This window comes from Pseudomonas sp. HLG18, assembly GCF_051903985.1.
Lineage (GTDB): Bacteria > Pseudomonadota > Gammaproteobacteria > Pseudomonadales > Pseudomonadaceae > Aquipseudomonas > Aquipseudomonas fluorescens_BT.
The window spans coordinates 3611624-3635636 of sequence record NZ_CP195831.1 but is presented as its reverse complement, the minus strand read 5'-3'; the positions used below and the strand labels follow the sequence as shown (position 1 = coordinate 3635636).

The following is a 24013-nucleotide window of genomic DNA, read 5'->3' as shown; positions in this document are numbered from 1 at the left end:
GCGACGAAAGATAGCTTCAATGGAGGTGACAGAAAAAGTCAGTAGCTTTCAGTTTTATTGATAGGTGTGCGAAGTGAATTTCAACAGTGAAAGCATCGAGCTGTTTCTCGCCGTGATCGAGCGCGGCTCGTTTTCCGCGGCTGCCAGGGCATTGGGAAAAGTCCCCTCGGCGGTGAGCATGGCCATCGGCAATCTTGAAGCCGAACTCGGCTACCCGCTGTTCGACCGTCGTCACCGAGAACCGCAACCCACGGCCATGGCACTTTCGCTGGTTCCCCATGCGCGATTGATCGCCGATCAGCTCAAGCAATTGCAGGTGCACGCGGTGCAGTTGTCGTTGGGGCTGGAGAGCAAGTTATCGATCGGCGTGGCGGCGGATATCGATCGCCGACGGTTGCTGACGGCGATCAAGGACATCAGCGAGCGCCATCCGCTGCTCGACATTGAAGTGCTGACCGCGCCACAGGACGATGTGCTGGCGATGCTCCACAGTGGTCGGATCAGCGTGTGCCTGGCGTTCGCCGGGTTGAGCGTGAATGTGCTGGAGCGTTTTCAGTTTGTCGGCACTGAGCGGATGATCGCCACGCTGGTGGCGGACAGTCCGCTGTTGCAGGGGCAGGACCTGTTTCTCGAGGATCTGGTGCATGTCCGGCAGATCGTCGTCGGCAGTCGCGACTTGCCGATCAGCGAAACCCGGCCGCTGGTGGCCGAATCCCACTGGCGCACCGACAGCCTGGAAACGGCGCTGGAAATGGTCGAGGCGGGGTTGGGTTGGGGCAATTTTCCGTTGTCGGTGGTACAGCCGTGGCTCGATAGCGGACGCTTGAAACGGCTGAATTTTCGCAACATCGAAAACGGTCTGGTGCTGCCGGTGCACGCGGTGTGGCTCAAGAGCCAGCCGTTGCAGAAGGGCGCGCTGGCTCTGGTGGAGTTGCTGGGAGGTTGAGTCAGGTGCTCTCGCGAATCTTCAGTTCGAAGCCCATGTCCTCCACCGGCCGCGCCACGCTGTTACCGGCCATCAGCGTCAGCATCTGCTCCGCCGCACGCTTGCCGATCGCTTCGCGGGGCGTGTTGATGCTGCTCAGGCGCGGCACCATGTGCTCCGACATCGGCAGGTCGTTGAAACCGAGGATCGCCACTTGTTCGGGGATTTTGATTCCGTTGCGCAGCGCTTCGAGCAGGGCGCCCTGGGCCAGGTCGTCATTGCCAAAGAAGATCGCATCGACATCCGGGTGCGCCGCCAGCAGTTGCAGGAACAACTCGCCACCCAGGCCCACGGACGATGAGCGCGGTGTCAGCACTTCCAAATCCGGGTCATAGCGACCAGCCTTCTGCAACGCCTTGCGAAAGCCTTCACCGCGCAGCAGGGTGCGCTGATCGAGTTGCGCGCCGATGTACGCCAGACGCTTGCGGCCACGGGACAGCAAATGCTCGGCGGCGGTTTCCCCGGCGCTGAGCTGGGAGAAACCGACGCAGTTCACCCCGGCGGCGCTGTCCAGTTCCATCATGTACACGCAGGGAATGTTGCTGGCCTCGATCATCCGTCGCGAACTTTCGGTGCGGTCGAAGCCGGTCAGCAGCAAACCGCGTGGCTGATAGGCCATGTAGTTGCGCAGCAGGTTTTCTTCTTCATCACGCGAGTAGTGGAAGTTGCCGATCAGCACTTCAAAGCCTTTGGGCGTCAGCACCCGATGAATGGCTTCCAGGGTGTCGATGAACAGCAGGTTGGACAGCGAAGGCACCAGCACCACCACCGAATGGCTCTGGGCCGACGCCAGGGCGCGGGCGGCGGGGTTGACCACGTAGTTGAGTTCCAGCGCGGCTTTTTGCACTTTTTCCACCAGATCTGTGGCAACCGTGCTGACCCCGCGCAAGGCGCGCGAGGCGGTAATCGGACTGACCCCGGCCAGCCGGGCAACTTCATTGAGGGTGGGACGGCCGGTGGTGCGGGTGTTTTTATCGTTTTTAGGGGTGGTCATCGGGCGGCTTGCCAAACAAAAATCAAGGCACTAAGGTAGCGCTGTCCTTATGCAGCTGCAAATGCGTAAGCGAGGTCCTGCCTGATCCTCGCTTTTTGGCGTACGGACAAAACCTGCTGCAACCCAAAAAAACGACAAGAAGGCGTCGGCAACTTCTGCCTGTGCACTAGAGTCATAGCTAGCAAAGGTAGCGCTGTCTGCGCGCTGAGGTGTTACATGAATCATCCCATCACCGCCCTGGTCATCATGGGCGTTGCCGGTTGCGGCAAGACGTGCGTCAGCGAGGCCCTGTGCCAATTGAGCGGCGCCACTGCCATTGAAGGCGATACTTTCCATCCGGCCGCGAACATCGAAAAGATGAGCGCGGGGATCCCCCTGAACGACGAAGACCGTGCCGGCTGGCTCGACAGCCTGTGCGATGAACTGCGCCGCGTCGACGCCCTGGGCGAACGTCCGGTGCTGACCTGCTCGGCCCTCAAACACAGTTACCGCGAAGTGCTGCGCAGCGCCTTGCCGGGTCTGGGCTTCGTGTTCCTCGAATTGACGCCTGAAGTGGCCGCCGAACGTGTGTCCCACCGTCCGGGCCACTTCATGCCGGCGACCTTGATCGAAAGCCAGTTCGCCACCCTCGAATCGCCCAAGGGCGAGCCGTTGACCCTGGCCCTGAATGCTTCGATCCACAGCGTTGAAGAACTGGCGTCGCAAGCCCACGTCTGGTGGCAGGCCCATGGCCTGAAACAGGCGGTATGAGTGTGATTGCGAAGATAGCGCTGTCCTTTCGACTTCTGATTAACCCGCTTTAATAACAACAACAAACCAGGAGACACCCCCAATGTTTGGCATGTCCCATGACGCCTACCTGCTGCTTGATGCAGTGGTCACGGTGATCGGGCTTATCGTCCTGATCACCAAGTTCAAGCTCCATCCCTTCATTGCCCTGACCATCGCCGCCGCGTTCCTCGGCCTGACGTCCGGCATGCCGATCGGCACCATCATCAAGGCGTTCCAGGACGGCTTCGGTGGTGTGCTCGGTTTCGTCGGCATCATCCTCGCGCTGGGCACCATGCTCGGCAAAATGATGGCCGAATCCGGCGGTGCCGATCAGATCGCCCAGACCCTGATCCGCGCGTTCGGCAAGGACAAGGTTCAGTGGGCCATGATGTTCGCCGCGTTCCTGGTGGGCATTCCGCTGTTCTTCGAAATCGGCTTCGTGCTGCTGATTCCGCTGGTGTTCATCGTCGCTCGCCGCACCGGTGTGTCGATCATCAAGATCGGTATTCCGCTGCTCGCCGGCCTGTCCGCCGTGCACGGCCTGGTGCCGCCGCACCCGGGCCCGCTGCTGGCCATCGGCGTGTTCGGTGCCGACATCGGCAAGACCATTCTCTACGGTCTGATCGTCGCGCTGCCGACCGCCATCATTGCCGGTCCGATCTTCGGTACGTTCATCGCCAAGCACATCCCGGGTCATCCGAACCAGGAACTGGTCGATCAACTGGCCCGTGAAACCGATTCGACCAAACTGCCAAGCTTCGGTATCACCCTGGTCACCGTGCTGCTGCCGGTGTTCCTGATGCTGTTGAAAACCTTCGCTGATGTGGCGCTGCCGGACGGTCATTTCTTCCGCACCTGGATGGACATGATCGGTCACCCGATTTCGGCGCTGCTGCTGGCATTGCTGCTGTCGCTGTACACCTTCGGCGCCAAGCAGGGCATCGGTTCCCAACAGATGCTCAAGTGGCTCGACGCCAGCCTGGCGCCAACTGCCGCGATCATCCTGATCATCGGCGCCGGCGGTGGCTTCAAGCAGATGCTGGTGACCAGCGGTGTGGGCGACGTGATCGGCCACATGGCGGTCAGCGCGCAGATCTCGCCGATCCTGCTGGCGTGGCTGGTGGCGGCGGTGATCCGCATCGCGACCGGTTCGGCCACTGTGGCGACCATCACCGGTGCGGGTATTGTGGTGCCAGTCGTGGGGATGATCCCGGGCGTGAACCGTGAGCTGCTGGTGCTGGCCACCGGTGCCGGCTCCTTGATCCTGTCCCACGTCAACGATGCCGGTTTCTGGCTGGTGAAGCAGTACTTCAACATGACCGTGGCTGAGACCTTCAAGACCTGGACGGCGATGGAAACCATCCTGTCGGTGGTTGGCCTGGGCTTTATTCTGTTGTTGTCCCTGTTCGTTTAACCTCGAACGCAAGACACAAAAAAACCGCAGCGATGCGGTTTTTTGTGGGCGATCAATTTACAGGCTGGACAACCGAACCCTGTGGGAGCGTGTCGTCAGACGATTTTCGGTGCCAGGCCATCCGCCCGGAACATCCCGCGAATCCCGCGTACGGCCTGGCGAATCCGGTCCTGGTTCTCGATCAGCGCGAAGCGCACGTGATCGTCGCCGTACTCACCGAAACCAACGCCCGGCGAGACGCAGACCTTGGCCTCGGCCAGCAGCTTCTTGGCGAACTCCAGCGAACCGAGATGGGCGTAGGCGTCGGGAATCTTCGCCCAGACGTACATCGAGGCTTTCGGGTTCTCGACCATCCAGCCCAGTTCATGCAGGCCTTTGACCAGTACGTTGCGACGCTGGCGATATTGCTCGGCGATGTCGCGCACGCATTGCTGATCGCCTTCCAGCGCAGCAATTGCGGCCACCTGCAGCGGGGTGAAGGTGCCGTAGTCGTGGTAGCTCTTGATTCGCGCCAGGGCGCTGACCAGTTCCGGGTTGCCGACCATGAAACCAATGCGCCAGCCCGCCATGTTGTAGCTCTTGGACAGGGTGAAAAACTCCACCGCGATGTCCTTGGCGCCCGGCACCTGCATGATCGACGGGGCTTTCCAGCCGTCGTAGACGATGTCGGCGTAAGCCAGGTCGTGCACCACCAGCACGTCGTACTGTTTGGCGAGGGCGATCACCCGCTCGAAGAAATCCAGCTCCACGCACTGGGCGGTGGGGTTGGACGGGAAGCCGAGGATCATCATCTTCGGTTTCGGGATCGAGCCGCGAATCGCCCGTTCCAGCTCGGCAAAGAAATCCACGCCCGGCACCAGTGGCACCGACCGCACCTGGGCGCCGGCAATCACGGCACCGTAGATGTGAATCGGGTAGCTCGGGTTCGGTACCAGCACGGTGTCGCCCTGATCCAGGGTCGCCAGCATCAGGTGCGCCAGGCCTTCCTTGGAACCGATGGTGACGATGGCTTCGCTTTCCGGGTCGATCTCGACCTCGTAGCGTTCCTTGTACCAGTTGGAAATCGCCCGACGCAGGCGCGGAATGCCCTTGGACGTGGAGTAACCGTGGGTGTCTTCGCGTTGTGCAACCTGCACCAGTTTTTCAACGATGTGCGGCGGCGTGGCGCCGTCGGGGTTGCCCATGCTCAAGTCGATGATGTCTTCGCCACGACGTCGGGCGGCCATCTTCAGCTCGGCAGTGATGTTGAAAACGTAAGGGGGGAGTCGATCTATGCGCGCAAAGCGGCGCGGCGAACCTTGTTCAGCCATTGTTGCCTCGGATAACGTAAGCGCCCGGAACCGTCCGAGCGACGCTGGTCACTGCGGTGACCTGTGGCGGAAGATAAGGGCAGCGATGGCAGGCTGTCCAGCGTGCACGACAACAATTTTTTCCCAAGGAAAACGGTTAATGGAATTCACCAGCGGCTTTTTGTTGAGCCTTTCGCTGTGCCTGGATATCGGCGTGGCCAACATCGCGATGATCACCCTGGCGATGCAGCGCGGCTATTTTCAAGGCTTCGCACTGGGTCTCGGCACCTGCGTCGGCGACCTGATCTACGCGGTGCTGGCGCTGGCCGGAATGACCGTTCTGCTGCAATACGAAACTGTGCGCTGGGTGCTGTGGATCGGCGGTTCGGCGCTGTTGATCTACTTCGCGGCGAAGATGATGTATTCGGCGATCCACCACGAGGCGCAATTGGCGGCGACCGCCGAGGTTGGCCAGAACTCCCATCGCAAGGAATTCTTCCGTGGGATTTTTCTCGCCATGTCGTCGCCGAGCGCCATCCTCTGGTTCGCGGCCGTGGGCGGTACGTTGATCGCCCGCTCCGGCGGCGGCGGTCCTTTGAGCTCGGCGCTGTTCCTTGGCGGCTTCCTGTGCGCCGGGCTGCTGTGGTCGGCGGGGCTGTGTTTCGCCGCGAGCCATGGCGGCAAGTTGCTGGGCGACAAACTGCTGCGCTATTCCTACCTGGCATCGGCAGCGATCTTCTGCTATTTCGCGGTCTACGTGATCGTATCGGGCTATAACGAGTTCGTCGGTTCCGGCGCCGCCGAGGCCCTGCATACGCTGTAAATGTGCGAATCGGGTTTGGCTTCTATACTCCCAGCCGAACCCACTTTTTTCGTTCAAGGAGTCGAGTCATGGATGAGCAAAAACGCGTCGAAGTGGCTGAACCTCGCTTCGAACATGGACACTTCCTGCTGATTGCAGGTTTTCGCGATCGCTTCACCAAAGAGACCGTTCAGGACATCCCTGCGCTGTGGGAAAAATTGATCCCGCACATCGGAAACATTCCGGGGCAGAAGGGCGAAGTGACCTACGGTGTCTGCAGCAATTTCGACGGCAACGGCGGTTTCGATTACATGGCCGGAGTCGAAATCCGCAAGCTGGACGACTTCCCGCAGGAAAAGTATCCGTGGATCGAAATCCTGCCACGCCAGTACGCGGTGTTCGAACACAAGGGTTCGCTGGATCAGCTGCCGCAGACCATTGATTACATCTATAACACCTGGCTGCCGGCGTCCGAGTACAAAGGGCTCAACGCCCCGGAGCTGGAACGCTACAGCGCCGATTTCAATCCCAAAACCAACACCGGCAAGCTGGAAATCTGCGTCCCGGTGGAAAAGAAAACCTGATCTACAACCGGCAGCGCGAACCCGTTTCGCGCTGCCGGTCCAGTCTTACTTGCCCTTGATCCGTCGCGCCCGCAACAGGTCGATGCCCAAGGTGATGAAGCCGAAGAAGCTGATGCCCAACATCATCAACAAACCGATTTCCACGCTGCTCATAAGCTGTTTCCCCTTCGGGTGATCAGAGACAGTGCTCAGGAATAGACCGTCCCGATTGCGAAGAAAAGCGCTTATACGCAGGCTTTACGCTGCCCGTGCGGATCGATATGAACACCTTATTCCTTTATCCTTGGCGGCCTTGTTTTCACTGATTTCGAGCCGCCATGAACACCGTCATCCGCCACGTCACCGCCGCCGATCTGGACCGTTGCTACGCCATCGAAACCCTCGCCTACGAAGGCGACGAAGCCGCGACCCGCGAGAAGATCGCCACGCGCATCGCCACCTGGCCGGACGGTTTCATCGTCGCCGAAGTGGACGGGCAGGTGGCCGGCTTCATCAACTCCGGCGCGGCATTTGATGTGCAGATGTCCGACGAGGCGTTCAAGGAACTGATCGGCCACGACCCGGCCGGGCCGAACGTGGTGATCATGTCGGTGGTGGTGCACCCGGACTATCAGGGCCTGGGGCTGGCCAAGCGCCTGCTGGGCGAATTCATCGAACGCATGCGCGAGCAGGGCAAGGCGACCATTCACCTGATGTGCAAGGAGCGGCACATCCCGCTGTACGCCGGATTCGGTTTTGCCTACATCAAACCGTCCGAGTCCGACCACGGCGGGATGGCGTGGCACGAGATGATCCTGACCCTCTGAAGAACACTGCAAATCCCCTGTGGGAGCGGGCTTGCTCGCGAAGGCGTCGTGTCAGTCGATATTTAGTTTGACTGACCCACCGCCATCGCGAGCAAGCCCGCTCCCACAAGGGAAAATGGTGTTTGCAAGTTTTGGTCAGTACAGCGTGTCGAGCACTCGCTTCGGGGCCTCGCGATCATAAGCCTCGGCATCAAACTGCCCATCATTCAGACGCTTGTGAAACGCGCCCGCCGTCGGCAGCGCCGAGCGCGGCAGATGGGTTTGCGGATTCCACGCATCCGAACGCACGAACGCTTTCGAGCAATGAAAGAACGCCGCCTCCACCGTCACCAGCAACACCGTGCGCGCCGGTTTGCCGTTGACCGCGAAGCTTTCCAGTAACTCGGGATCAGCGCTGATGGTCGCGGTGCCATTGACCCGCAACGTCTCGCCAATCCCCGGAATGATGAACAACAGCGACACTCGCGGATCGTGCAGCACGTTGCGCAGGGTATCGATGCGGTTGTTCCCCGGGCGATCCGGCAGGGCCAGAGTGCGCTCGTCGATGATCCGCACAAAACCCGGCGCATCGCCGCGCGGGGAGCCGTCGATGCCGTCGGCGCCGACCGAGCTGACAATCACCAGCGGCGAGACCCGGACCATCGCCTGATAGTCCTCGTTGAGAAAACCGATCTGCTTGCGCACAGCCCGTTCGTGGGGCAATCCGTAAATGGCTTCCAGCGCTTGGATTGAATCGATCATCGTTGTTCCCTCGACGATTAGAAGAACAGGCCCATGCGCCGCTCGTAGCCGATGCGGCCCTTGTACGCTTCACCGCTGTCGACGAAACCGTACTTGGCGTACAGCGCAATCGCGGCGTCGTTGTCGGCGTCCACCGACAGTTCCAGTCCTTTGATTTCCGGCCAGGCCTGGCGCGCAACGTCCGGCAACGCCAGCAGGCAAGCCTTGCCATAACCCTTGCCCTGTGCGCGGTGATCGACTTGCAGTGCATGCAGGGTGGCGCTGTGTTCATTGGCCCATTCCGGCAACACCGGCGGGCGCTTGAGCAGCAGGAACGCCACTGGCTCATCTTCTGCCAGCAGCGCAAAACCCTTCACGCCGGGGCCGGGTTTCGACAGCAGGGTGTGCAATGCACCGTGGATGTCGCCGGAGAATTTGATCTGCTCGGCGTGGATTTCAATCGCTTCGACCTGCTGACGCTGCAAGGCGTTAAGGCTCTCGTACGGCACGAGTTTGGCTGACAAGGGAATTTCCTTTTTCCTACAAAGATGAGCCTCGGATTCTAGCGACTTTGCGTTCTCTGGATTTTTTTTGTTTCAGCTGTCGATCCGGCAAATCGCCGAACGACAAAGGGTGTCTTCACAACAAAAAACACGGAGAACACCATGAGCGCACAAAGCGATATCCAGACCCTGATTAACACCTACCGCGAAGCCGTCATGACCAAGGACGTCGAGAAAGTCATGGCGCTGTACGCCGACGACATCCTCTCGTTCGATGCGATCAAGGCCCTGCAATTCAAGGGCAAAGAGGCCTATCGCGCCCACTGGGTGGATTGCATGGAAATGTGCCCCGGCCCGCACATCTTCGAGTTCCACGAAATCGCCATCGAGACTGGCGACAACATCGCCTTCGCCCACTGGGTCGCCAATTGCGGCGGGACCAATGACAAGGGCGAAACCCAGAGTTGCTGGATGCGCGCCACCGCCTGCTATCGGCTGGTCGGCGGGGCGTGGAAAATTGCCCACGAACACTGGTCGGCACCGTTCGATCCGATGACCGGCTCGACGCTGTTTGATGCGAAACCCTGATCTTCAGCCATAGTTGATCCGTCCGATTCAGGAGAATGCCATGAAGTATTTATGCCTGGTCTACAGCGATGAGCGCCTGCTGCATTCCTCGCCCGACAGCCCGGAAGACGCCGAATGCTGGGCCTACGCCGAGTCGATCCAGGGCAGCGGCCGGATGGTTGCCGCCGAAGCACTGGAGTCGGTGCAGACCGCCACCACGGTGCGCATGCGCAACGGCAAGTTGTCGATCACCGACGGCCCGTTCGCCGAGACCAAGGAGCAACTGGCCGGTTTCTACCTGATCGACGCACGGGACCTCAACGAAGCGATTCAGGTCGCCGGCAACATTCCGGCGGCCCGGGTCGGCAGTGTCGAAGTGCGTCCCGTGCGGCAGTTGAATGTCTGAGGTCGCGGCACGGGTCGCGCAGGTCTACCGCGAAGACTCGCGGCGGATCCTCGCGACCCTGATCCGTCTGCTCGGCGATTTCGACCTCGCCGAAGAAGCCTTGCACGAGGCGTTCTTCGTCGCGGTCGAACGCTGGCAGCGCGATGGTGTGCCGGATAACCCGCGTGCGTGGCTGGTGTCCACCGGGCGCTTCAAGGCCATTGACGTGTTGCGCCGGCGCGCACGGTTCAAGGCCTCGCAGCCGTTGTTGCTGGCGCAACTGGAAGAGCTGGAACAGTCCGAATGGGACGTTGAAGACGTGGAAGACGATCGCCTGCGCCTGATCTTCACCTGCTGCCACCCGGCGCTGGCGGCCGACGCGCAAGTGCCGCTGACCCTGCGTGAAGTCTGCGACCTCACCACTGAAGAAATCGCCCGCGCATTTCTCTCGGCCCCGGCAGCGATTGCCCAGCGCATCGTGCGGGCCAAGGCGAAGATTCGCGATGCGAAAATCCCTTATCAAGTCCCGAGTTTGAGCGAATTGCCCGAACGCCTCGACAGTGTGCTGCGGGTGATTTATCTGGTGTTCAACGAGGGCTATTCGGCGTCCGGCGGCGCCCAGGTGACCCGCGAGGATTTGACCCGCGAGGCGATTCGCCTCGGGCGGTTGCTGCTGGAGTTGTTGCCGGACCCGGAAGTCATGGGGTTGCTGGCGCTGATGTTGCTGCATGAATCGCGGCGGTCGGCGCGCTCATCGCCCGATGGTGAGTTGATTTTGCTGGATGATCAGGATCGCGGATTGTGGAATGCCGAGCTGATTGCCGAAGGCTGCGATCTGGTGGAAAAAGCGCTGACCACCGGACGCTTCGGACCGTATTGCCTGCAAGCGGCGATAGCGGCGGTGCACGCCGAAGCGCCGACGGCGGGGGAGACGGACTGGGCGCAGATCGTCGGGCTGTATGACGTGTTGCTGCGGGCGGTGCCGTCGCCGGTGATCGAGTTGAACCGGGCGGTGGCGGTGGCCAAGCGGGACGGGGCGCTGGCCGGGTTGACCTTGATCGAGGGAATTCTGGACCGTGGGGAGTTGCAGGATTACCACCTGGCGCATTCGGCGCGGGCGGAGTTTTGTCGGCAGTTGGGGCGGGGTGAAGAGGCGCGGGCGGCTTACCGGCGTGCCTTGGAATTGACTCGGCAGGAGCCGGAGCGGCGGTTTATCGAGGGGCGGCTTTCGGCTTTGGACCGCTTGCCCTCACCCTAGCCCTCTCCCGGAGGGAGAGGGGACCAATCCGGGTATATTGCAGAAAATCACCGACCTGAACGAATTTCCGTGAATCCATAATCGGCTCGGTCTTGCAGGTCGGCGTATTACGTAAGACACCCCGGTCAGTCCCCTCTCCCTCCGGGAGAGGGTTAGGGTGAGGGCGCTTTTGATTTTGCCTTTCGCCTTTAGGCCTGTTGCCGAGTCGCAGCCATCACAATCTCCCGAATACAAACCCCCTGCGGCTGCCCATACGCATAGGCAATCGCCGTAGCCACATCTTCGGCGCTCAACACCGTCCCACCCATGTCCTGCTTCCAAGCCTGATACCCGGTCTTGATCGCCTCGTCCGTGGTGTGGCTCAACAATTCGGTCTCCACCGCACCCGGCGCAATCGTGGTCACCCGCACGTTATGCGGCGACAACTCTTCACGCAGGTTTTCCGACAATCCATGCACCGCAAACTTGGTGCCGACATACGCCACATGGTTCGGGAACGTCTTGCGCCCGGCCACCGAGCTGACGTTGATGATGGTGCCGTGCTTGCGCTCGATCATCCCGGCGACCACCGCATGCACGCCGTTGAGCAAACCCTTCACGTTGACGTCGAGCATCTGGTCCCACTGCGCCGGGTCCTGTTTGCTCATCTCGCCCAACAGCATCACCCCGGCGTTGTTGATCAGCGCATCGGCCGGGCCGAACTGCGCTTCCGCTTCGGCCACAGCGGCCAGCAATGCGGCGCGGTCGGTGATGTCGACGCGGCGGCTGAGGGTGTTCGGCAGGGCCAGTGCTTCGAGGCGTTCGATGCGCCGGGCCAGCAACAGCAGTGGATGGCCGGCAGCGCTCAAGCGGCGAGCGGTGGCTTCGCCGATGCCCGAGCTGGCGCCCGTGATGATGATCAATGGCTTGCTCATGGTTGAACTCCTGAGATAAGAAAAACAAATAACCAGATTCGGGACGCAGTATATTTAGCCCGCTGGAGGCTGAAAAATGCCTTATTCCTCTGTCTGCTATCGGAATCTCCTATGGATATCCGCCATCTCAAAGCCTTCCTCGCGGTGTTCGAGGAACGCAACATCACCGCCGCCGCGCAACGGCTGTTCATCAGCCAGCCCACGTTGTCGGCGACCATCAAACAGCTGGAAGAAGAACTCGGCGCGACGCTGTTCGTGCGTCAGCCCCGTGGTGTGGAAGTCAGCGACGAAGCGCGACTGCTGTACCCCCAGGCGCGGCGGATGGTGGCCGAATCCGAGGCGTTGAGCCGGATGTTTCGCGGCCGCGAAAACCGCGCGCCACTGACCCTCGGCATCGAGGGCGATATCGCCGCCAGCCACATCGAAGCCTTTGTGCGCATGGCCCATCAGGCGTTGCCCAATCTGCTGCTGACTCTGGAAGAGGGCTGTCACGGCGATGGTCGATTGGCGGTCGAGGAAATGTGCTGCGAAGACGAACTGTTCCTGCCGCTGTGGGAAGAATCCTATGTGATGGCGCTGCCTCTCGATCACCCGATGGCCAACGCGCAGGCCGGCTGGGCGCCGATCGAGGACTGGATCACCTGCCCGCAGCATCCTTCCCATCAGCGATTGATGGCGCTGTACGGGCGTTCGCCGGAAGCGGTGGCGGGACATACCGGTTCACTGCAACAGGCGCTTCACATGGTCGCGGCAGGTGTCGGCGTGGCGATGTTGCCGCAGTCCTTGGTCAGCGGGCATGCGCACATCGTGGTGCGAGCGCTGCACCTGCCGGCGCCGACCCGGCGGGTGGGATTGTGTTATGCGGCGCAGGCGTTGGAGCTGCCGACAATGCGCGGGTTGCACGAGTACTTTCAGGTCAACCGCCCGGTCGATATTGCAGCGGCCTGAGCGGCCGCTATCGCCAGCAGGCTGGCTCCCACAGGTCCGGTGTGGGAGCTAGCCTGCTAGCGATTGAGGGCACCGCTATTCCAGCATCTTGCTCAGCAACCAGCTCCCCGCCGGCCCCGGCGGGTACAGCCGCGACCACAGCGCATCGACGAACACCGGTTTCGGCCAGCCGCGCACCTTCAGTTCAACCAGCAGATCATTACCGAAACGCTCCACCAGCCAGCGCGGCAGCGGCGCCCAGCCGAAGCCTTTTTCGGCCATTTCCAGCAGCATCAGATAACTCGGCGCCGACCACACCCGACCTTTGCCGCGACTGTCATAAGGATTGACGATGGTGGCCAGGCGCAGCTCGCGATGTTGCTCCAGGACTGTTTGATCGACGGATTCCAGCGCCGCCAACGGATGATTACGGCCAACGAACAAGGCAATTTCAGTACGTTCGGCGACGGTCGCGGTCGCCAGATCCGGCGGGTAATTGTCCTGCATCTCGGCGAATGCCAGGTGCGCCCGACCGCGCTGCACCAGTTCGATCAGGTCTTCACATTCGGCGATCAGGCATTCCAGCTCCAGATCCGGATAGCGCTGCTCGAAACCCACCAGTGCCGCTTCGAAACGGTCGGACTGATAAGTGTCGGAGATCGCCACCGTGAGTTTCGGCTCGACGCCCTGGGCCAATTGCCGGGCGGTCATTTCCAGGCGGCTGGTGGCCGACAGAATCGCCTCGGCCCGCTGCAGCATTACGTGGCCGGCCGGGGTCAGCGTCGGTTTGCGGCTGCTGCGGTCGAACAGGACCAGGTCCAGATCGATTTCCAGGCTGGCCACCGCTGCACTGACGGTGGACTGACTGCGCCCGAGTTTGCGCGCCGCCGCTGAAAAAGAGCCTTGAGTCGCCGCCTGGACGAACGCCAGCAACACTTCCTGAGAAGCCATGAACTATCGCCTTGATCGATGGTTATTGGTTATGAAGTATCGGTGTGGTGCTGGATCATGGCAACCATCTTCACAGAGGACTTCGGCCATGACTGCCAACAAATCCATCACTGAACGTATCTTCCAGGCCATCGGTTTCGAACTGCTGGCGATCCTGATCTGTACCCCTTTGCTGGCGTGGATCATGGGCAAGCCGCTGGTCGAAATGGGCGCCGTCACTATCGCCATTGCACTGCTCGCCCTGGGCTGGAACGTGGTGTTCAACGGCTTCTTCGACCGCCTGCTCAAACGCTGGAACATCGCCCACAACGCCTGGGTGCGGGTGGTGCACGCGCTGCTGTTCGAGGGCGGGTTGATCGTGATGGGCGTGCCGCTGATTGCCTGGTGGCTGTCGGTCAGTCTGTGGCAGGCGTTTCTGCTCGACATCGGCGTGCTGCTGTTCTTCCTGCCGTACACCTACATCTACCACTGGGGTTATGACGTGGTGCGCGAGCGACTGGTGATGCGCAGCGTCTGCCAGCACTGAAACAAAAAAATCGCAGCCTGTGAGGGCTGCGTTTTTTTTTTGTCCGGGATTTTTGCCGGGTTTAGAGAAACATCCCGCCCGACGCTTCAATCCGCTGACCGTTGATCCATTGCGCCCCCGGCGCCAGCAGCAGTGCCAGCGCACCACCAATGTCATCCGGCTGCCCGGCACGGCCCAGTGCGGTGTTGCTGGCGACCATCGCATTCAGCGCCGAATTGTCGCGCACCGCGCCGCCGCCGAAGTCGGTTTCGATGGCGCCGGGTGCCAGGATGTTCACGGCGATCTGCCGCGCACCGAGCTCCTTGGCCTGATAACGGGTCAGCACTTCCATCGCGCCTTTCATCGCCGCGTAAGCGGCGTAACCCGGCAGGGTGAAGCGGGCCAGACCGCTGGAGATGTTGATGATCCGCCCGCCATTGTTGATCAGCGGCAGCAGTTGCTGAGTCAGGAAGAACGGCCCTTTCAACTGCACATTCATCAGCAGGTCGAACTGCTCCGGCGTGGTGTCGGCGAAGGATGCATGCACACCAATCCCGGCGTTATTGATCAGGAAGTCGAAGCGTGGTTGTCCGAGCTGTTGCAGCGCTTGCCCGACCCGCACGGCGAAATCGGCAAAGCCTTCGCTGCGGCCGACATCCAGTTGCAGCATCACGGCGTTGGCGCCGAGTGCTTTCAGTTCCTCGACCAGCGCCTGGGCTTCATCGGCGCGGCTGTTATAGGTGCCGATGATGTCCACGCCTTGCGCGGCGAGGTGCAGGGCGGCGTTCTTGCCGAGGCCACGGCTGGCACCGGTGATCAATGCGATTTTGCGGTTCATGGGATTTCCTCGAGAGCAGTGACGGTTGATGCAGCAAAGTTTATTTATCCGCCATGAGGTGATAAACAGGCCTGAACAGGAATCACTGGTCGGATTATCCGAACAATCAATGGGTGGCCCATGAACAAACTGGAACTGCTGCGCACCTTCGTCCGGGTCAGCGAATTGTCGAGTTTTACGATGGCGGGGGAGAGTCTCGGGCTGCCGCGCTCGACGGTGTCCGAGCAGGTGCAGGCGCTGGAAACCCTGCTCGGCACGCGTCTGCTGCAACGCACCACGCGCAAGGTCCAGGCGACTCAGGACGGCCTGGCGCTGTACGAGCGGAGCAAGGATCTGCTGTCGCACATGGACGAAATCGAGAACCTGTTCCGACAGGACGAGGCGTCGCTGACCGGGCGGATCCGGGTCGACATGCCGAACATTCTGTCGCGGCGACTGATCATGCCGAAGCTGCCGGAATTCATGGCGCGCCATCCGAATCTGGAGCTGGAAATCAGCAGCACCGATCGCCGGGTCGACCTGCTCGCCGAAGGTTTCGATTGCGTGGTGCGCATCGGCGCGCAGCCCGATCAGTCGGTGGTGGCGCGGCACCTGGGGGATTTCAGCATGATCAACTGCGCCAGCCCCGCGTATCTCGAGCGCTACGGCGTGCCGCAAACGCTTGAGGATCTGGCGCAGCATCGACTGGTGCATTACGTCGGTGTGCTGGGTTCGCGTTCGGAAGGGTTTGTCTACGAGCAGGACGGGCAGGTCCACCGTGTACCGATGGCCGGCAGTGTGACGGTCAACAGCACCGATGCCTACGAGTCGGCGTGCCTGGGCGGGTTCGGTCTGATTCAGGTGCCGCGTACCGGCATGAACACCTATCTGGACAGCTGCGAGATTGTCACCGTGCTGCCGCAGTACACCGCGCCGGCGATGGGCATTTCACTGCTGTACGCGAGGCAGCGGCATCTGCCGTTACGGGTGCGGGTGTTCATGGACTGGCTGGGGGATTTGATTCGTTCGACGCTCTAACAGTCCTGCACAGATCAAAAGTGGGAGCGGGCTTGCTCGCGAAAGGGGAGTGTCAGTCGACATCATCGTGACTGGCAGACCGCATTCGTCGGATCGCCGCCCGGACCAAGCCCGCTCCCACAAGGACCTGAAGTGTTCAGAAGATCTGGGTAAACAGCCAATACAGACTGCCCGACAGCAGAATCGCCGCCGGCAAGGTCAGCACCCACGCCATCAGCAGATTGCGGATGGTCTTCATCTGCAGGCCGCCGCCGTTGGCGACCATGGTCCCGGCCACGCCCGAGGACAACACATGGGTGGTCGACACCGGCAGGCCGAACATGTCGGCGGCGCCGATGGTCAGCATCGCCACGGTTTCCGCCGAGGCGCCCTGGGCGTAGGTCAGGTGGGTCTTGCCGATCTTCTCGCCGACCGTGACCACGATCCGCTTCCAGCCGACCATGGTGCCCAGACCCAACGCAATCGCCACGGCGATCTTCACCCACAGCGGAATGAACCGCGTGGCATTGTCGATCTGTTGCTTGAACAGTTGCAGCTTGCCGCTGGTGTCGGCGTCGAAGCTGCCGACCTTGTTCTTGTCCATCAGGCGAATGGTTTCGCTGGCCAGGTACATGTCGTTGCGCACGTTGCCCATGGCCTGCGCCGGGACTTTCGACAGCGAACCGTAGCCTTTCACTTCCTCACCGATGTGCCCGATCAGCGCGGCGAGGGCGGGGATCAATTGTGGTGCGGCTTCCTTGCTGCGCACGTAATCCGAGAGCACCGGACGCGGATCGGCCGGGGCCGGCTGCGGGGCGCTTTTCACCAGCGCCTGCTGGGTGACTTCGGCCACCGCAGCGAACTGCAACGTTTGATCGGCAGGCATGGTGCGGTTCAGCGCGTAGGCCATCGGCAGGGTGCCGACCAGAATCAGCATGATCAGGCCCATGCCTTTCTGGCCGTCGTTGGATCCGTGGGCGAACGACACGCCGGTGCAGGTCAAAATCAGCAGACCGCGAATCCACCATGGCGGTGGCGTGTTGCCTTTCGGGGCCTTGTACAGCGAACGATTCTTCACGAAGGCGCGCAGGGCCAGCAGCAACAGCGCCGCGCAACCGAACCCCACCAGCGGCGACAGCAGCAACGCGTAACCAATCTTGGTCGCCTGGGCCCAGTCCACGCCGCTGGTGCCGTCACGACCGTGCATCAAGGCATTGGCCACGCCAACGCCGATGATCGAACCGATCAGCGTGTGCGACGACGAGGCCGGCAGGCCCAGCCACCAGGTGCCGAGGTTCCACAGGATCGCGGCGATCAGCAGGGCGAAGATCATCGCGAAACCGGCGGATGAGCCGACTTGCAGAATCAGCTCCACCGGCAGTAACGCAATGATTCCGAACGCTACCGCGCCACTGGACAGCAACACGCCGAGGAAGTTGAAAAAGCCCGACCAGACCACGGCCACATTCGGCGGCAGCGAGTGTGTGTAGATCACCGTGGCCACGGCGTTTGCGGTGTCGTGGAAACCGTTGACGAACTCGAAGCCCAGCGCAATCAACAGCGCCACGCCGAGCAGCAGGAACGGGGTCCAGGTGGTGACCACCGTGCCGAGTTCGTGCATGTCGTGCATCAGGCTGTAGGCGGTGAACAGCATCCCCATGGCCAGCACGGCGAAGAACACCACGTAAGTGAAGGGGCCGGTTTTTGTGTCGAGCGCCGGCCTGCCGCTGGCAGCGGAGGCCGGGCTGACGGTCAGGGAGGGAGTAGCCATGGGCGGACAAACCTGAGCGAGGGAAGGAGTGTCGCCCATGATCGTTGCTAAATATTACAGAGAGGCTGCGGCAGATCAGTGTTTGGCGAATTAGCCGCGCCGCCGGTCTTAATAATCCCGCCGCTTGCGAAACGCCCAGCGCCCGGCAATCACGGTGAAAGTGGCTACCAGCGCCACCAGAATCCAGAACCCTTCCGGATCGGTGGCCAGCGGCACGCCGCCGACGTTCATGCCGAAGAAACCGGCAATGATGTTGATCGGCAGCGCCAGCACCGTGACCACGGTCAGGGTGAACAGCGTGCGGTTGCTCTGTTCGTTGAGGTTGGCGGCGATCTCTTCCTGCAACAGCTTGATCCGCTCGCCGAGTGCCGTGAGGTCGTTGATGATCAGCGCGAACTCCTCGGTGGACTTGCGCAACTCCTTCACGTCTTCCTTCTGCAACCAGGGCGGCGGTCGGTTGAGCAGGCGCAGCAGCGAGCCCGGCTCCAGCGCCAGCAGCCGTTGCAGGCGCACCAGCACCCGTCGGTTGGCGCCGAGTTCGGCGCGGTTGGTCGACAACCGCGAGGAGAGCAATTCGTCCTCGACCTGATCGACGCTCATGCTGGTCTTGCGCACGATCTGGGTCAGCACTTCACCCTGGTCGCGCAGCAGGTGCACGAGCAATTCCGACGGCGAACGAAAACACTCGCCGGCCTTCACCGATGAACGCAGCTTGTCCACCGAGTGCAACGGTTGCAGGCGCGCACTGACGATCAGTTTGCTGCGCACACAGACCCACAGCGTCGACACGTCCGACGACACCATGCTGCTGAGGTTGAACACCACGTCGTTGACCACCGCCAGCAATGCCGAGTCCACATGCTCGATGCGGGTCGAGCGCGAGCCTTCGTGCAGCGCTTCGAAAAACTCCTCGGGCAATTGCAGATGACTTTTCATCCAGCGCTCGCACGCGGCGTGGGCCAGGTTCAGGTGCAGCCAGAGGAATTCGTCGCTGTCGCTGTCGTTCTGCAGACAGCGCAGGGCGGTCGCCGAATCCACTTCGCGCCCGCGCTCGCCGGGACGAAAACGGAAGCCGTAAAGCAGGCCAAACAGATCAGGATCGCGATGGCTGATATCCAGGCTGTGGTTCATGAAGTCTCGCTGCAAGGAAGGCGTCTGTTGCGGGATTTGCAGATTCACCTGAGCCGCATCATCGCAACCGCGCATGACGTTTCTGTGACTGCGAAATGACGTAAAAAATCAATGCCTTACCGGCGGTCGGAATTTTCTCAAGAAGCGCTCTGGCACGCCGATCACGCATGCGTTAGGTTGCGCGCCTTCGGCCATGAGCCAAGGTCCGCCGACACGGATGTCCGGCAACAATTCACGTCTTACCGGACGTGCCTCATCCCTGTCCCGAGTACCTGCGATGCTGCAAAAATCCCTGAGAGCGCAAATTCTCGTCCTGCTGAGCGGCAGCCTGCTGGCGATGCTGTTGATCGCGCTGGCCTGCTTTCATTTCTTGTCCAACGGCGTGCAAAACTACAGCCAGTTGATCGCCGGTCCCTTGCACACCTCGCAACTGATCGACGAAGCCAACCTGCAATTCAAGGTGCAGGTGCAGGAATGGAAAAACGTCCTGCTGCGCGGCAAACAACCGGCGGACCTAGCCAAGTACTGGGGCCAGTTCGAAGATCGTCAGCGCGACGTGCAGAACATCCTCGGTGAACTGGCCAATCAGAAAGGCCTCGAGCCTGCGCTGAAAACCCGCATCGAGCGTCTGCGTGAAGAGCACCGTGTGCTCGGTGCCGCGTACCAGAAAGGTCGCGATGCCTACGTCGCCGCCGGTGCCGATCCGACGGCGGGCGATGCTGCTGTCAAAGGCGTCGACCGAGCTGCCAGCGAGCAGATGAGCGAGCTGGTGGCCGACTTGCGCAAGCAGGGCATAGAGCAATCGGCGCAGATCAGCGCCAGTGCCGATCGCACCGTATGGCTGGGGCTGCTGGTGATGCTCGCGTCAGGCTTGCTGATCGGTTTGTTGAGCCTGTGGCTGGTCAACCGCAATCTGGTTGAACCGATCCGCAAGCTCATCGACTACGTCACCCAACTGAGCAAAGGGCGTCTGGTCGAGCGTGTGGCAAGCGACCGTCAGGACGAGTTGGGCAACCTCGCCGCTGCGGCCAACACCCTGCGCGATTTCCTCGCCGAAACCTTCAACCATCTGCAGCGCAGCGCCAAGGATCTGGACAGCGCCAGCGGCGAGTTGAACGCCATCGCCACCGTGATGGCCGGCGGCACCAATGAGCAGTTCAACCGCACCGATCAGGTGGCCACGGCGATGAACGAAATGTCCGCCACTGCCCAGGAAGTTGCCCGTCATGCGGCCGACGCGGCGCGCGCCGCCGACGATGCCGACCAGTCCGCGCAACAGGGCGAGAAGGTCATGCAGAGCACCATCCACAGCATCACCCAGATGCGCGGCGAAATCGCCAACACCGCCACGGTGATCCGTCGTCTGGAAGCCGACAGCGGCCGCATCGGCAAGGTGCTGGAAGTGATTCGCGGCATCGCCGAACAGACCAATCTGCTGGCGCTCAACGCCGCCATCGAAGCGGCCCGGGCCGGTGAAGCGGGGCGTGGTTTTGCGGTGGTGGCCGATGAGGTGCGCAACCTGGCGCAGCGCACGGCGGAGTCGATCATCGAGATCAACCAGATCATCCACAGCGTGCAGACCGGCGCGGTGGACGCGGCCCAGGCCATCGACAGCGGCCAGACCCGCAGCGATGAAAGCGTCGAGCAAGTGACCCAGGCCGGGGCCATGCTCGAGCGCATCACCCACGCGGTGGAAGCGATCCGCGACATGAACCGCCAGATCGCCACCGCCGCCGAAGAGCAGACCTCGGTGGCCGAAGACATCTCGCGCAACCTGACCGAGATCACGTCGATTGCCAGCACCAACCTCGACAACGTGCAGCGCACTGAAAGCGCCAGCCAGAACCTGCACGGCCTGTCCGGGCAACTCAACAACGTCACCGCTCGCCTGAGCGTCTGACCGGCCAGTGACTGTGTACCGGTTCGGTTACCGAGTCGGTACACAGTCGATCTCAATTCGTGCAGACCGCCGCCGATGCCCGGTCATCCATAACCGGCATTGGAGATTTCCCATGGTCAGCCTCACGTCAGTTTCGATCAATCAGACCGTCACCACGCCCACCAGCAAAACCTCGATTGCCGACACCGGTGACGACACCTCGACCACCGCGGCGGCCAGCACCGGCGTGAAAGCCGACACCAGCAAAGTGGCGGCGGGCGGTGGCGCGGCGCCGACGGGGGGCGGCGGTTCCAGCAGCGAAGAATCGGACACTGTGAAAGAACTGCGCAAGCAGATTGCCGAGCTGCAGAAGCAATTGCAGGAAGAACAACAGGCGCTGCAAGCGGCTCAGGCGAAGCAGGAAAGTCAGGATGCGAAGGCTGCGGATGTCGCGGCTGCGCAGTCGCAGATCGCGACGACGTCGGCTTCGTTGCAGACGGCGACGGCGGCGTTGTTGGCGGCTTTGCAGGATTCGGACAGCGGTACTTCCGGTTCGTTGGTCAGTACGACCGCGTGAAGCCTTTCCCCCTCACCCTAGCCCTCTCCCAAAGGGAGAGGGGACTGACGGAGTTGAATGTTTGAGTTACGCCGACCTGACAGTTCTGAGTCGAACTCAGGTTTGAACAGCATGAAGATCGGCTCCCTTTCCCCCTCGCCCCCTTGGGGAGAGGGCTGGGGTGAGGGGATGGTTCTCACAGGCGAAACCGGAGTTTCGTCAAACGCCAGACACAAAAAAGCCGCACAACCCAAAAGTCATGCGGCTTTGTTTTATCAGCCAATCAAGTGTCTTGCTTGTTGCTCAGCACCTTGCCAGTCGTCGCATCGAAGTCCACATCGAACTCTTTGCCATCGGCGGTTTTCAGCTCGACTTCGTATTCGTAACCATTGAAGTGGTTATCCAGGTCGGTGTCGGTAATGGTCGCGCCCGGATGCAGTTTCAGGGCTTCTGCGTTCATCGACTCCAGCGACTTGATCTTGCCGGACTTGACCAGCTCAGGGATCTGATCGACGCGAACATCAGCCTGGGCCAGGCCGGCGGTGAGGGTCAGGGCGGCAGCGGTAAACAGGGCAGTCAAAGTTTTCATCGGTTATTCCTTTGGGTGATTCGTTCAAGTGAGTTCAGGTTAATCACCACAACTTAATTCACCCTTAAAACGCAGCGAGCAGGCCGTACTCCCGGTGGGAGTGGGCCTGCTCGCGATACTGACGCCCGATTTACGGATCAGAAACCGTTGTTCTTCAACACCTGATCCACACTGGCGGCGGCCGGGCGTTTGTAGAACTTCAGCAGTTCGCTGGCGCGGTTGGTGAAGATGCCGTCGACGCCGGCGGCCATGACTTTCTCGAAGTCCACCGGCTCATCCACGGTGTAGACGTGCACCAGCAGGCCCTGATCGTGGGTGTACTGGTTCATCCATGGCTGCACCAGATCCGAATAGCTCTGATCGCCGCCGTGGGTCAGCTTGGCCGAAGGGCCGGTGCCGATGGCGCCCTGAGCCTTGGCGTAGTCGATCCATTGCTTGAATTCAGCTTCGGATTTCGGCTCCTGCTTGCCGTAGAAAACGTTCTTGTCCTTCTCACCGGATTCGGCAAAGGTCACTTTGGATTTCGGTTCGATGCTGCCTTCGCCGACCCACAGCAACAGGATTTTCGGCACCTGGGGCATTTCTTTCTGCAGCAGTTCCAGGCTGTTTTTCTCGAAGGTTTGCAGGATCACCTTGCCGTTGCTTTCGCCGACGCTGGCGACGTTTTTGGCCGGTTTGGTGCCCACCGGAATCAACCAGCCGCGAGCCTGGAGTTTTTCCTTCAGGTCATGCTCGATACCGGGGAACAGTTGCGGTTCCTTGGTCTCGATGTACAGGCCCGGTTTGTGCTGCGGGTTGGCCTGGGCGATGTCGATGATTTCGTCCAGGGTCAGAATCTTCAGGCCGGCGTAGGACGGACGCGCGCGATCCGGGTACTTGGCGTTGTACCAGCTGCCGGCGTCGAGGGTTTTCAGTTCGGCCATGGTGAAGGCGTTGGCCGGGCTGTCCTTGCGATCCGGGAACTTGGTGGCGACGTCGGTGGTGCGTTGCAGGTTGTTGTCATGCAGGGCGAACAGCACGCCGTCCTTGCTGCGCTGCAGGTCCATTTCCAGGTAGTCGGCGCCCAGGTCGCGGGCCAGTTTGTAGGAGGCGGCGGTGGATTCCGGGGCATCGAAGGACGCGCCACGGTGGGCGATCACCGCCGGGTGCGGTATGCCCTCGGAGGCGGCAAGCGCAACCGGGCCTGGCTGGGCGGCGGCATGGGCCTGACCGAGGCCGAGCATCAGGCTCAGCAGCAGAGCGCTTTTGGTAAACGTGGCGGGCATGTCGAGGTCCTTTCGCAGGTATTTTCGAAGATGTCCCTTTTAGCAACTCAAACGAAAACGTGCTATCGCAAGACCGACATAAACGTACTGAAAGCGAAAATTTCCGCGCTTTTGTGCGTTTGTTTGCAGTACGCTTGGCCACGACAACCGCCCCGGCAGAGGGCGCGCCACTCATTGCCCTGCGTGTAGACCATCGATCCTTTTCGTGAGGTTTACCATGCGCATCACATCGCAACTCATCTGCCAGGCCGCCGACGACCTCAAGGGCTTTGTCGGCCTCAACCGCAAGACCGGCCAGTACATCGTGCGCTTCAGTGAGGATTCGTTCGGCATGGACGTGGCCGATGACGGCATCATTCCGTGCAGCGAATTCGTCTGGGCGCCGGCCACCGAACAGACCATGACCCTCAAGCGCGAACGGATCCAGTTGCTGCTCGATCAGCACATCGATGACCGGATCAACATCACCGAGCCGTTGCGTGTTTACATGAATAAACGCGAAGTGCCAGAGATTGAGGCGGTGCGCAGTCTGGTGAAGGGCTGAGGTTCTGGCGTAACTGTCCTGGCCTCTTCGTCGGAGCGCCGCCCGGAGCAAGCCCGCTCCCACAGGTAC

The 24013-nt window shown here is 61.3% G+C and carries 26 protein-coding genes; 15 read left to right on the top strand and 11 right to left on the bottom strand.

The annotated features are described in order from the left end of the window. Window positions 1–73 precede the first annotated feature (73 nt). Window positions 74–946: a LysR family transcriptional regulator gene (locus ACSPX5_RS16695; protein WP_439819937.1), complete on the top strand. Its 873-nt coding sequence runs from the start codon at window positions 74–76 to the stop codon at window positions 944–946. A 1-nt stretch (window position 947) separates the two neighbouring features. Here ACSPX5_RS16695 and ACSPX5_RS16690 read toward each other — a convergent pair whose 3' ends face one another. Then, entirely contained in the window at window positions 948–1979 is a 1032-nt protein-coding gene (locus tag ACSPX5_RS16690) for a LacI family DNA-binding transcriptional regulator (protein WP_439819936.1), read from the bottom strand. A 216-nt stretch (window positions 1980–2195) separates the two neighbouring features. On the opposite strand from ACSPX5_RS16690, the gene ACSPX5_RS16685 reads away from it, so the two are divergent. Together ACSPX5_RS16685 and ACSPX5_RS16680 are read left to right on the top strand one after the other, a co-directional pair. Then, window positions 2196–2729 (top strand): gluconokinase, encoded by a 534-nt coding sequence (locus tag ACSPX5_RS16685; protein ID WP_064598881.1) that lies wholly within the window; start codon window positions 2196–2198, stop codon window positions 2727–2729. An 82-nt stretch (window positions 2730–2811) separates the two neighbouring features. After that, the gene (locus ACSPX5_RS16680; protein WP_169431577.1) at window positions 2812–4164 is read left to right on the top strand and encodes a GntP family permease; all 1353 of its coding nucleotides are present in this window, start codon (window positions 2812–2814) and stop codon (window positions 4162–4164) included. A 95-nt stretch (window positions 4165–4259) separates the two neighbouring features. Here the strand turns inward: ACSPX5_RS16680 and alaC are convergent, their stop codons facing one another. Continuing rightward, window positions 4260–5474 carry an alanine transaminase gene (gene alaC, locus ACSPX5_RS16675; RefSeq protein WP_439819935.1) on the bottom strand — a complete coding sequence of 405 codons (1215 nt, stop codon included), beginning with the start codon at window positions 5472–5474 and terminating at the stop codon, window positions 4260–4262. A 139-nt stretch (window positions 5475–5613) separates the two neighbouring features. On the opposite strand from alaC, the gene ACSPX5_RS16670 reads away from it, so the two are divergent. The 3 genes from ACSPX5_RS16670 to ACSPX5_RS16660 all read left to right on the top strand — a co-directional run bounded on the left by ACSPX5_RS16670 (window position 5614) and on the right by ACSPX5_RS16660 (window position 7645). Further along, on the top strand, window positions 5614–6276 hold the full coding sequence (locus ACSPX5_RS16670; RefSeq protein WP_439819934.1) for a LysE family translocator: 663 nt from the start codon (window positions 5614–5616) through the stop codon (window positions 6274–6276). Window positions 6277–6344: 68 nt separating this feature from the next. Continuing rightward, window positions 6345–6839, top strand: coding sequence for a GyrI-like domain-containing protein (locus ACSPX5_RS16665; protein ID WP_439819933.1), 495 nt, complete (start codon window positions 6345–6347; stop codon window positions 6837–6839). Window positions 6840–7156: 317 nt separating this feature from the next. Next, complete coding sequence (locus ACSPX5_RS16660) at window positions 7157–7645, top strand: GNAT family N-acetyltransferase (RefSeq protein WP_007951113.1); 489 nt, start codon at window positions 7157–7159, stop codon at window positions 7643–7645. A 135-nt stretch (window positions 7646–7780) separates the two neighbouring features. Here ACSPX5_RS16660 and ACSPX5_RS16655 read toward each other — a convergent pair whose 3' ends face one another. Continuing rightward, window positions 7781–8386 carry a pyridoxamine 5'-phosphate oxidase family protein gene (locus ACSPX5_RS16655; protein ID WP_439819932.1) on the bottom strand — a complete coding sequence of 202 codons (606 nt, stop codon included), beginning with the start codon at window positions 8384–8386 and terminating at the stop codon, window positions 7781–7783. Between the two features lie 17 nt (window positions 8387–8403). Then, entirely contained in the window at window positions 8404–8889 is a 486-nt protein-coding gene (locus tag ACSPX5_RS16650; protein ID WP_439819931.1) for a GNAT family N-acetyltransferase, read from the bottom strand. A 141-nt stretch (window positions 8890–9030) separates the two neighbouring features. Between ACSPX5_RS16650 and ACSPX5_RS16645 the strand changes: the two genes are divergently transcribed. The 3 genes from ACSPX5_RS16645 to ACSPX5_RS16635 are packed head-to-tail and all read left to right on the top strand — an operon-like array spanning window position 9031 to window position 11078. Further along, complete coding sequence (locus tag ACSPX5_RS16645; protein WP_169431566.1) at window positions 9031–9456, top strand: YybH family protein; 426 nt, start codon at window positions 9031–9033, stop codon at window positions 9454–9456. A 40-nt stretch (window positions 9457–9496) separates the two neighbouring features. Then, the gene (locus ACSPX5_RS16640) at window positions 9497–9841 is read left to right on the top strand and encodes a YciI family protein (RefSeq protein WP_007951101.1); all 345 of its coding nucleotides are present in this window, start codon (window positions 9497–9499) and stop codon (window positions 9839–9841) included. After that, complete coding sequence (locus tag ACSPX5_RS16635; protein WP_439819930.1) at window positions 9834–11078, top strand: RNA polymerase sigma factor; 1245 nt, start codon at window positions 9834–9836, stop codon at window positions 11076–11078. The genes ACSPX5_RS16640 and ACSPX5_RS16635 overlap by 8 nt, the downstream gene beginning before the upstream one ends. A 188-nt stretch (window positions 11079–11266) precedes the next feature. Here ACSPX5_RS16635 and ACSPX5_RS16630 read toward each other — a convergent pair whose 3' ends face one another. After that, on the bottom strand, window positions 11267–11992 hold the full coding sequence (locus ACSPX5_RS16630; protein ID WP_011335572.1) for an SDR family oxidoreductase: 726 nt from the start codon (window positions 11990–11992) through the stop codon (window positions 11267–11269). 111 nt (window positions 11993–12103) lie between these two features. On the opposite strand from ACSPX5_RS16630, the gene ACSPX5_RS16625 reads away from it, so the two are divergent. Then, window positions 12104–12940 carry a LysR family transcriptional regulator gene (locus tag ACSPX5_RS16625; protein ID WP_439819929.1) on the top strand — a complete coding sequence of 279 codons (837 nt, stop codon included), beginning with the start codon at window positions 12104–12106 and terminating at the stop codon, window positions 12938–12940. Window positions 12941–13015: 75 nt separating this feature from the next. On the opposite strand, the gene ACSPX5_RS16620 is transcribed toward ACSPX5_RS16625, so the two are convergent. Next, complete coding sequence (locus tag ACSPX5_RS16620) at window positions 13016–13870, bottom strand: LysR family transcriptional regulator (protein ID WP_169431562.1); 855 nt, start codon at window positions 13868–13870, stop codon at window positions 13016–13018. An 88-nt stretch (window positions 13871–13958) separates the two neighbouring features. On the opposite strand from ACSPX5_RS16620, the gene ACSPX5_RS16615 reads away from it, so the two are divergent. Further along, the gene (locus ACSPX5_RS16615) at window positions 13959–14396 is read left to right on the top strand and encodes a multidrug/biocide efflux PACE transporter (RefSeq protein WP_439819928.1); all 438 of its coding nucleotides are present in this window, start codon (window positions 13959–13961) and stop codon (window positions 14394–14396) included. A 61-nt stretch (window positions 14397–14457) separates the two neighbouring features. Here the strand turns inward: ACSPX5_RS16615 and ACSPX5_RS16610 are convergent, their stop codons facing one another. Then, the gene (locus ACSPX5_RS16610) at window positions 14458–15213 is read right to left on the bottom strand and encodes an SDR family NAD(P)-dependent oxidoreductase (RefSeq protein ID WP_439819927.1); all 756 of its coding nucleotides are present in this window, start codon (window positions 15211–15213) and stop codon (window positions 14458–14460) included. A 120-nt stretch (window positions 15214–15333) separates the two neighbouring features. Between ACSPX5_RS16610 and ACSPX5_RS16605 the strand changes: the two genes are divergently transcribed. Beyond that, complete coding sequence (locus tag ACSPX5_RS16605) at window positions 15334–16230, top strand: LysR family transcriptional regulator (protein ID WP_439819926.1); 897 nt, start codon at window positions 15334–15336, stop codon at window positions 16228–16230. Window positions 16231–16366: 136 nt separating this feature from the next. Here the strand turns inward: ACSPX5_RS16605 and ACSPX5_RS16600 are convergent, their stop codons facing one another. Then, on the bottom strand, window positions 16367–17980 hold the full coding sequence (locus ACSPX5_RS16600) for an inorganic phosphate transporter (protein ID WP_169431558.1): 1614 nt from the start codon (window positions 17978–17980) through the stop codon (window positions 16367–16369). 108 nt (window positions 17981–18088) lie between these two features. Beyond that, window positions 18089–19111 carry a transporter gene (locus ACSPX5_RS16595; protein WP_439822038.1) on the bottom strand — a complete coding sequence of 341 codons (1023 nt, stop codon included), beginning with the start codon at window positions 19109–19111 and terminating at the stop codon, window positions 18089–18091. Between the two features lie 277 nt (window positions 19112–19388). On the opposite strand from ACSPX5_RS16595, the gene ACSPX5_RS16590 reads away from it, so the two are divergent. After that, window positions 19389–21011, top strand: a complete 1623-nt coding sequence (locus ACSPX5_RS16590) for a methyl-accepting chemotaxis protein (RefSeq protein WP_169431557.1) — start codon at window positions 19389–19391, stop codon at window positions 21009–21011. 112 nt (window positions 21012–21123) lie between these two features. Then, window positions 21124–21567: a hypothetical protein gene (locus tag ACSPX5_RS16585; protein WP_439819925.1), complete on the top strand. Its 444-nt coding sequence runs from the start codon at window positions 21124–21126 to the stop codon at window positions 21565–21567. Between the two features lie 262 nt (window positions 21568–21829). On the opposite strand, the gene ACSPX5_RS16580 is transcribed toward ACSPX5_RS16585, so the two are convergent. Both ACSPX5_RS16580 and ACSPX5_RS16575 read right to left on the bottom strand, forming a co-directional pair. Further along, window positions 21830–22135, bottom strand: coding sequence for a PepSY domain-containing protein (locus ACSPX5_RS16580; RefSeq protein WP_007917758.1), 306 nt, complete (start codon window positions 22133–22135; stop codon window positions 21830–21832). Between the two features lie 137 nt (window positions 22136–22272). Then, window positions 22273–23400: a glycerophosphodiester phosphodiesterase gene (locus ACSPX5_RS16575; protein WP_439819924.1), complete on the bottom strand. Its 1128-nt coding sequence runs from the start codon at window positions 23398–23400 to the stop codon at window positions 22273–22275. A 217-nt stretch (window positions 23401–23617) separates the two neighbouring features. Between ACSPX5_RS16575 and ACSPX5_RS16570 the strand changes: the two genes are divergently transcribed. Then, complete coding sequence (locus tag ACSPX5_RS16570) at window positions 23618–23944, top strand: DUF2025 family protein (protein WP_108563034.1); 327 nt, start codon at window positions 23618–23620, stop codon at window positions 23942–23944. The last annotated feature ends 69 nt before the right edge of the window (window positions 23945–24013 follow it).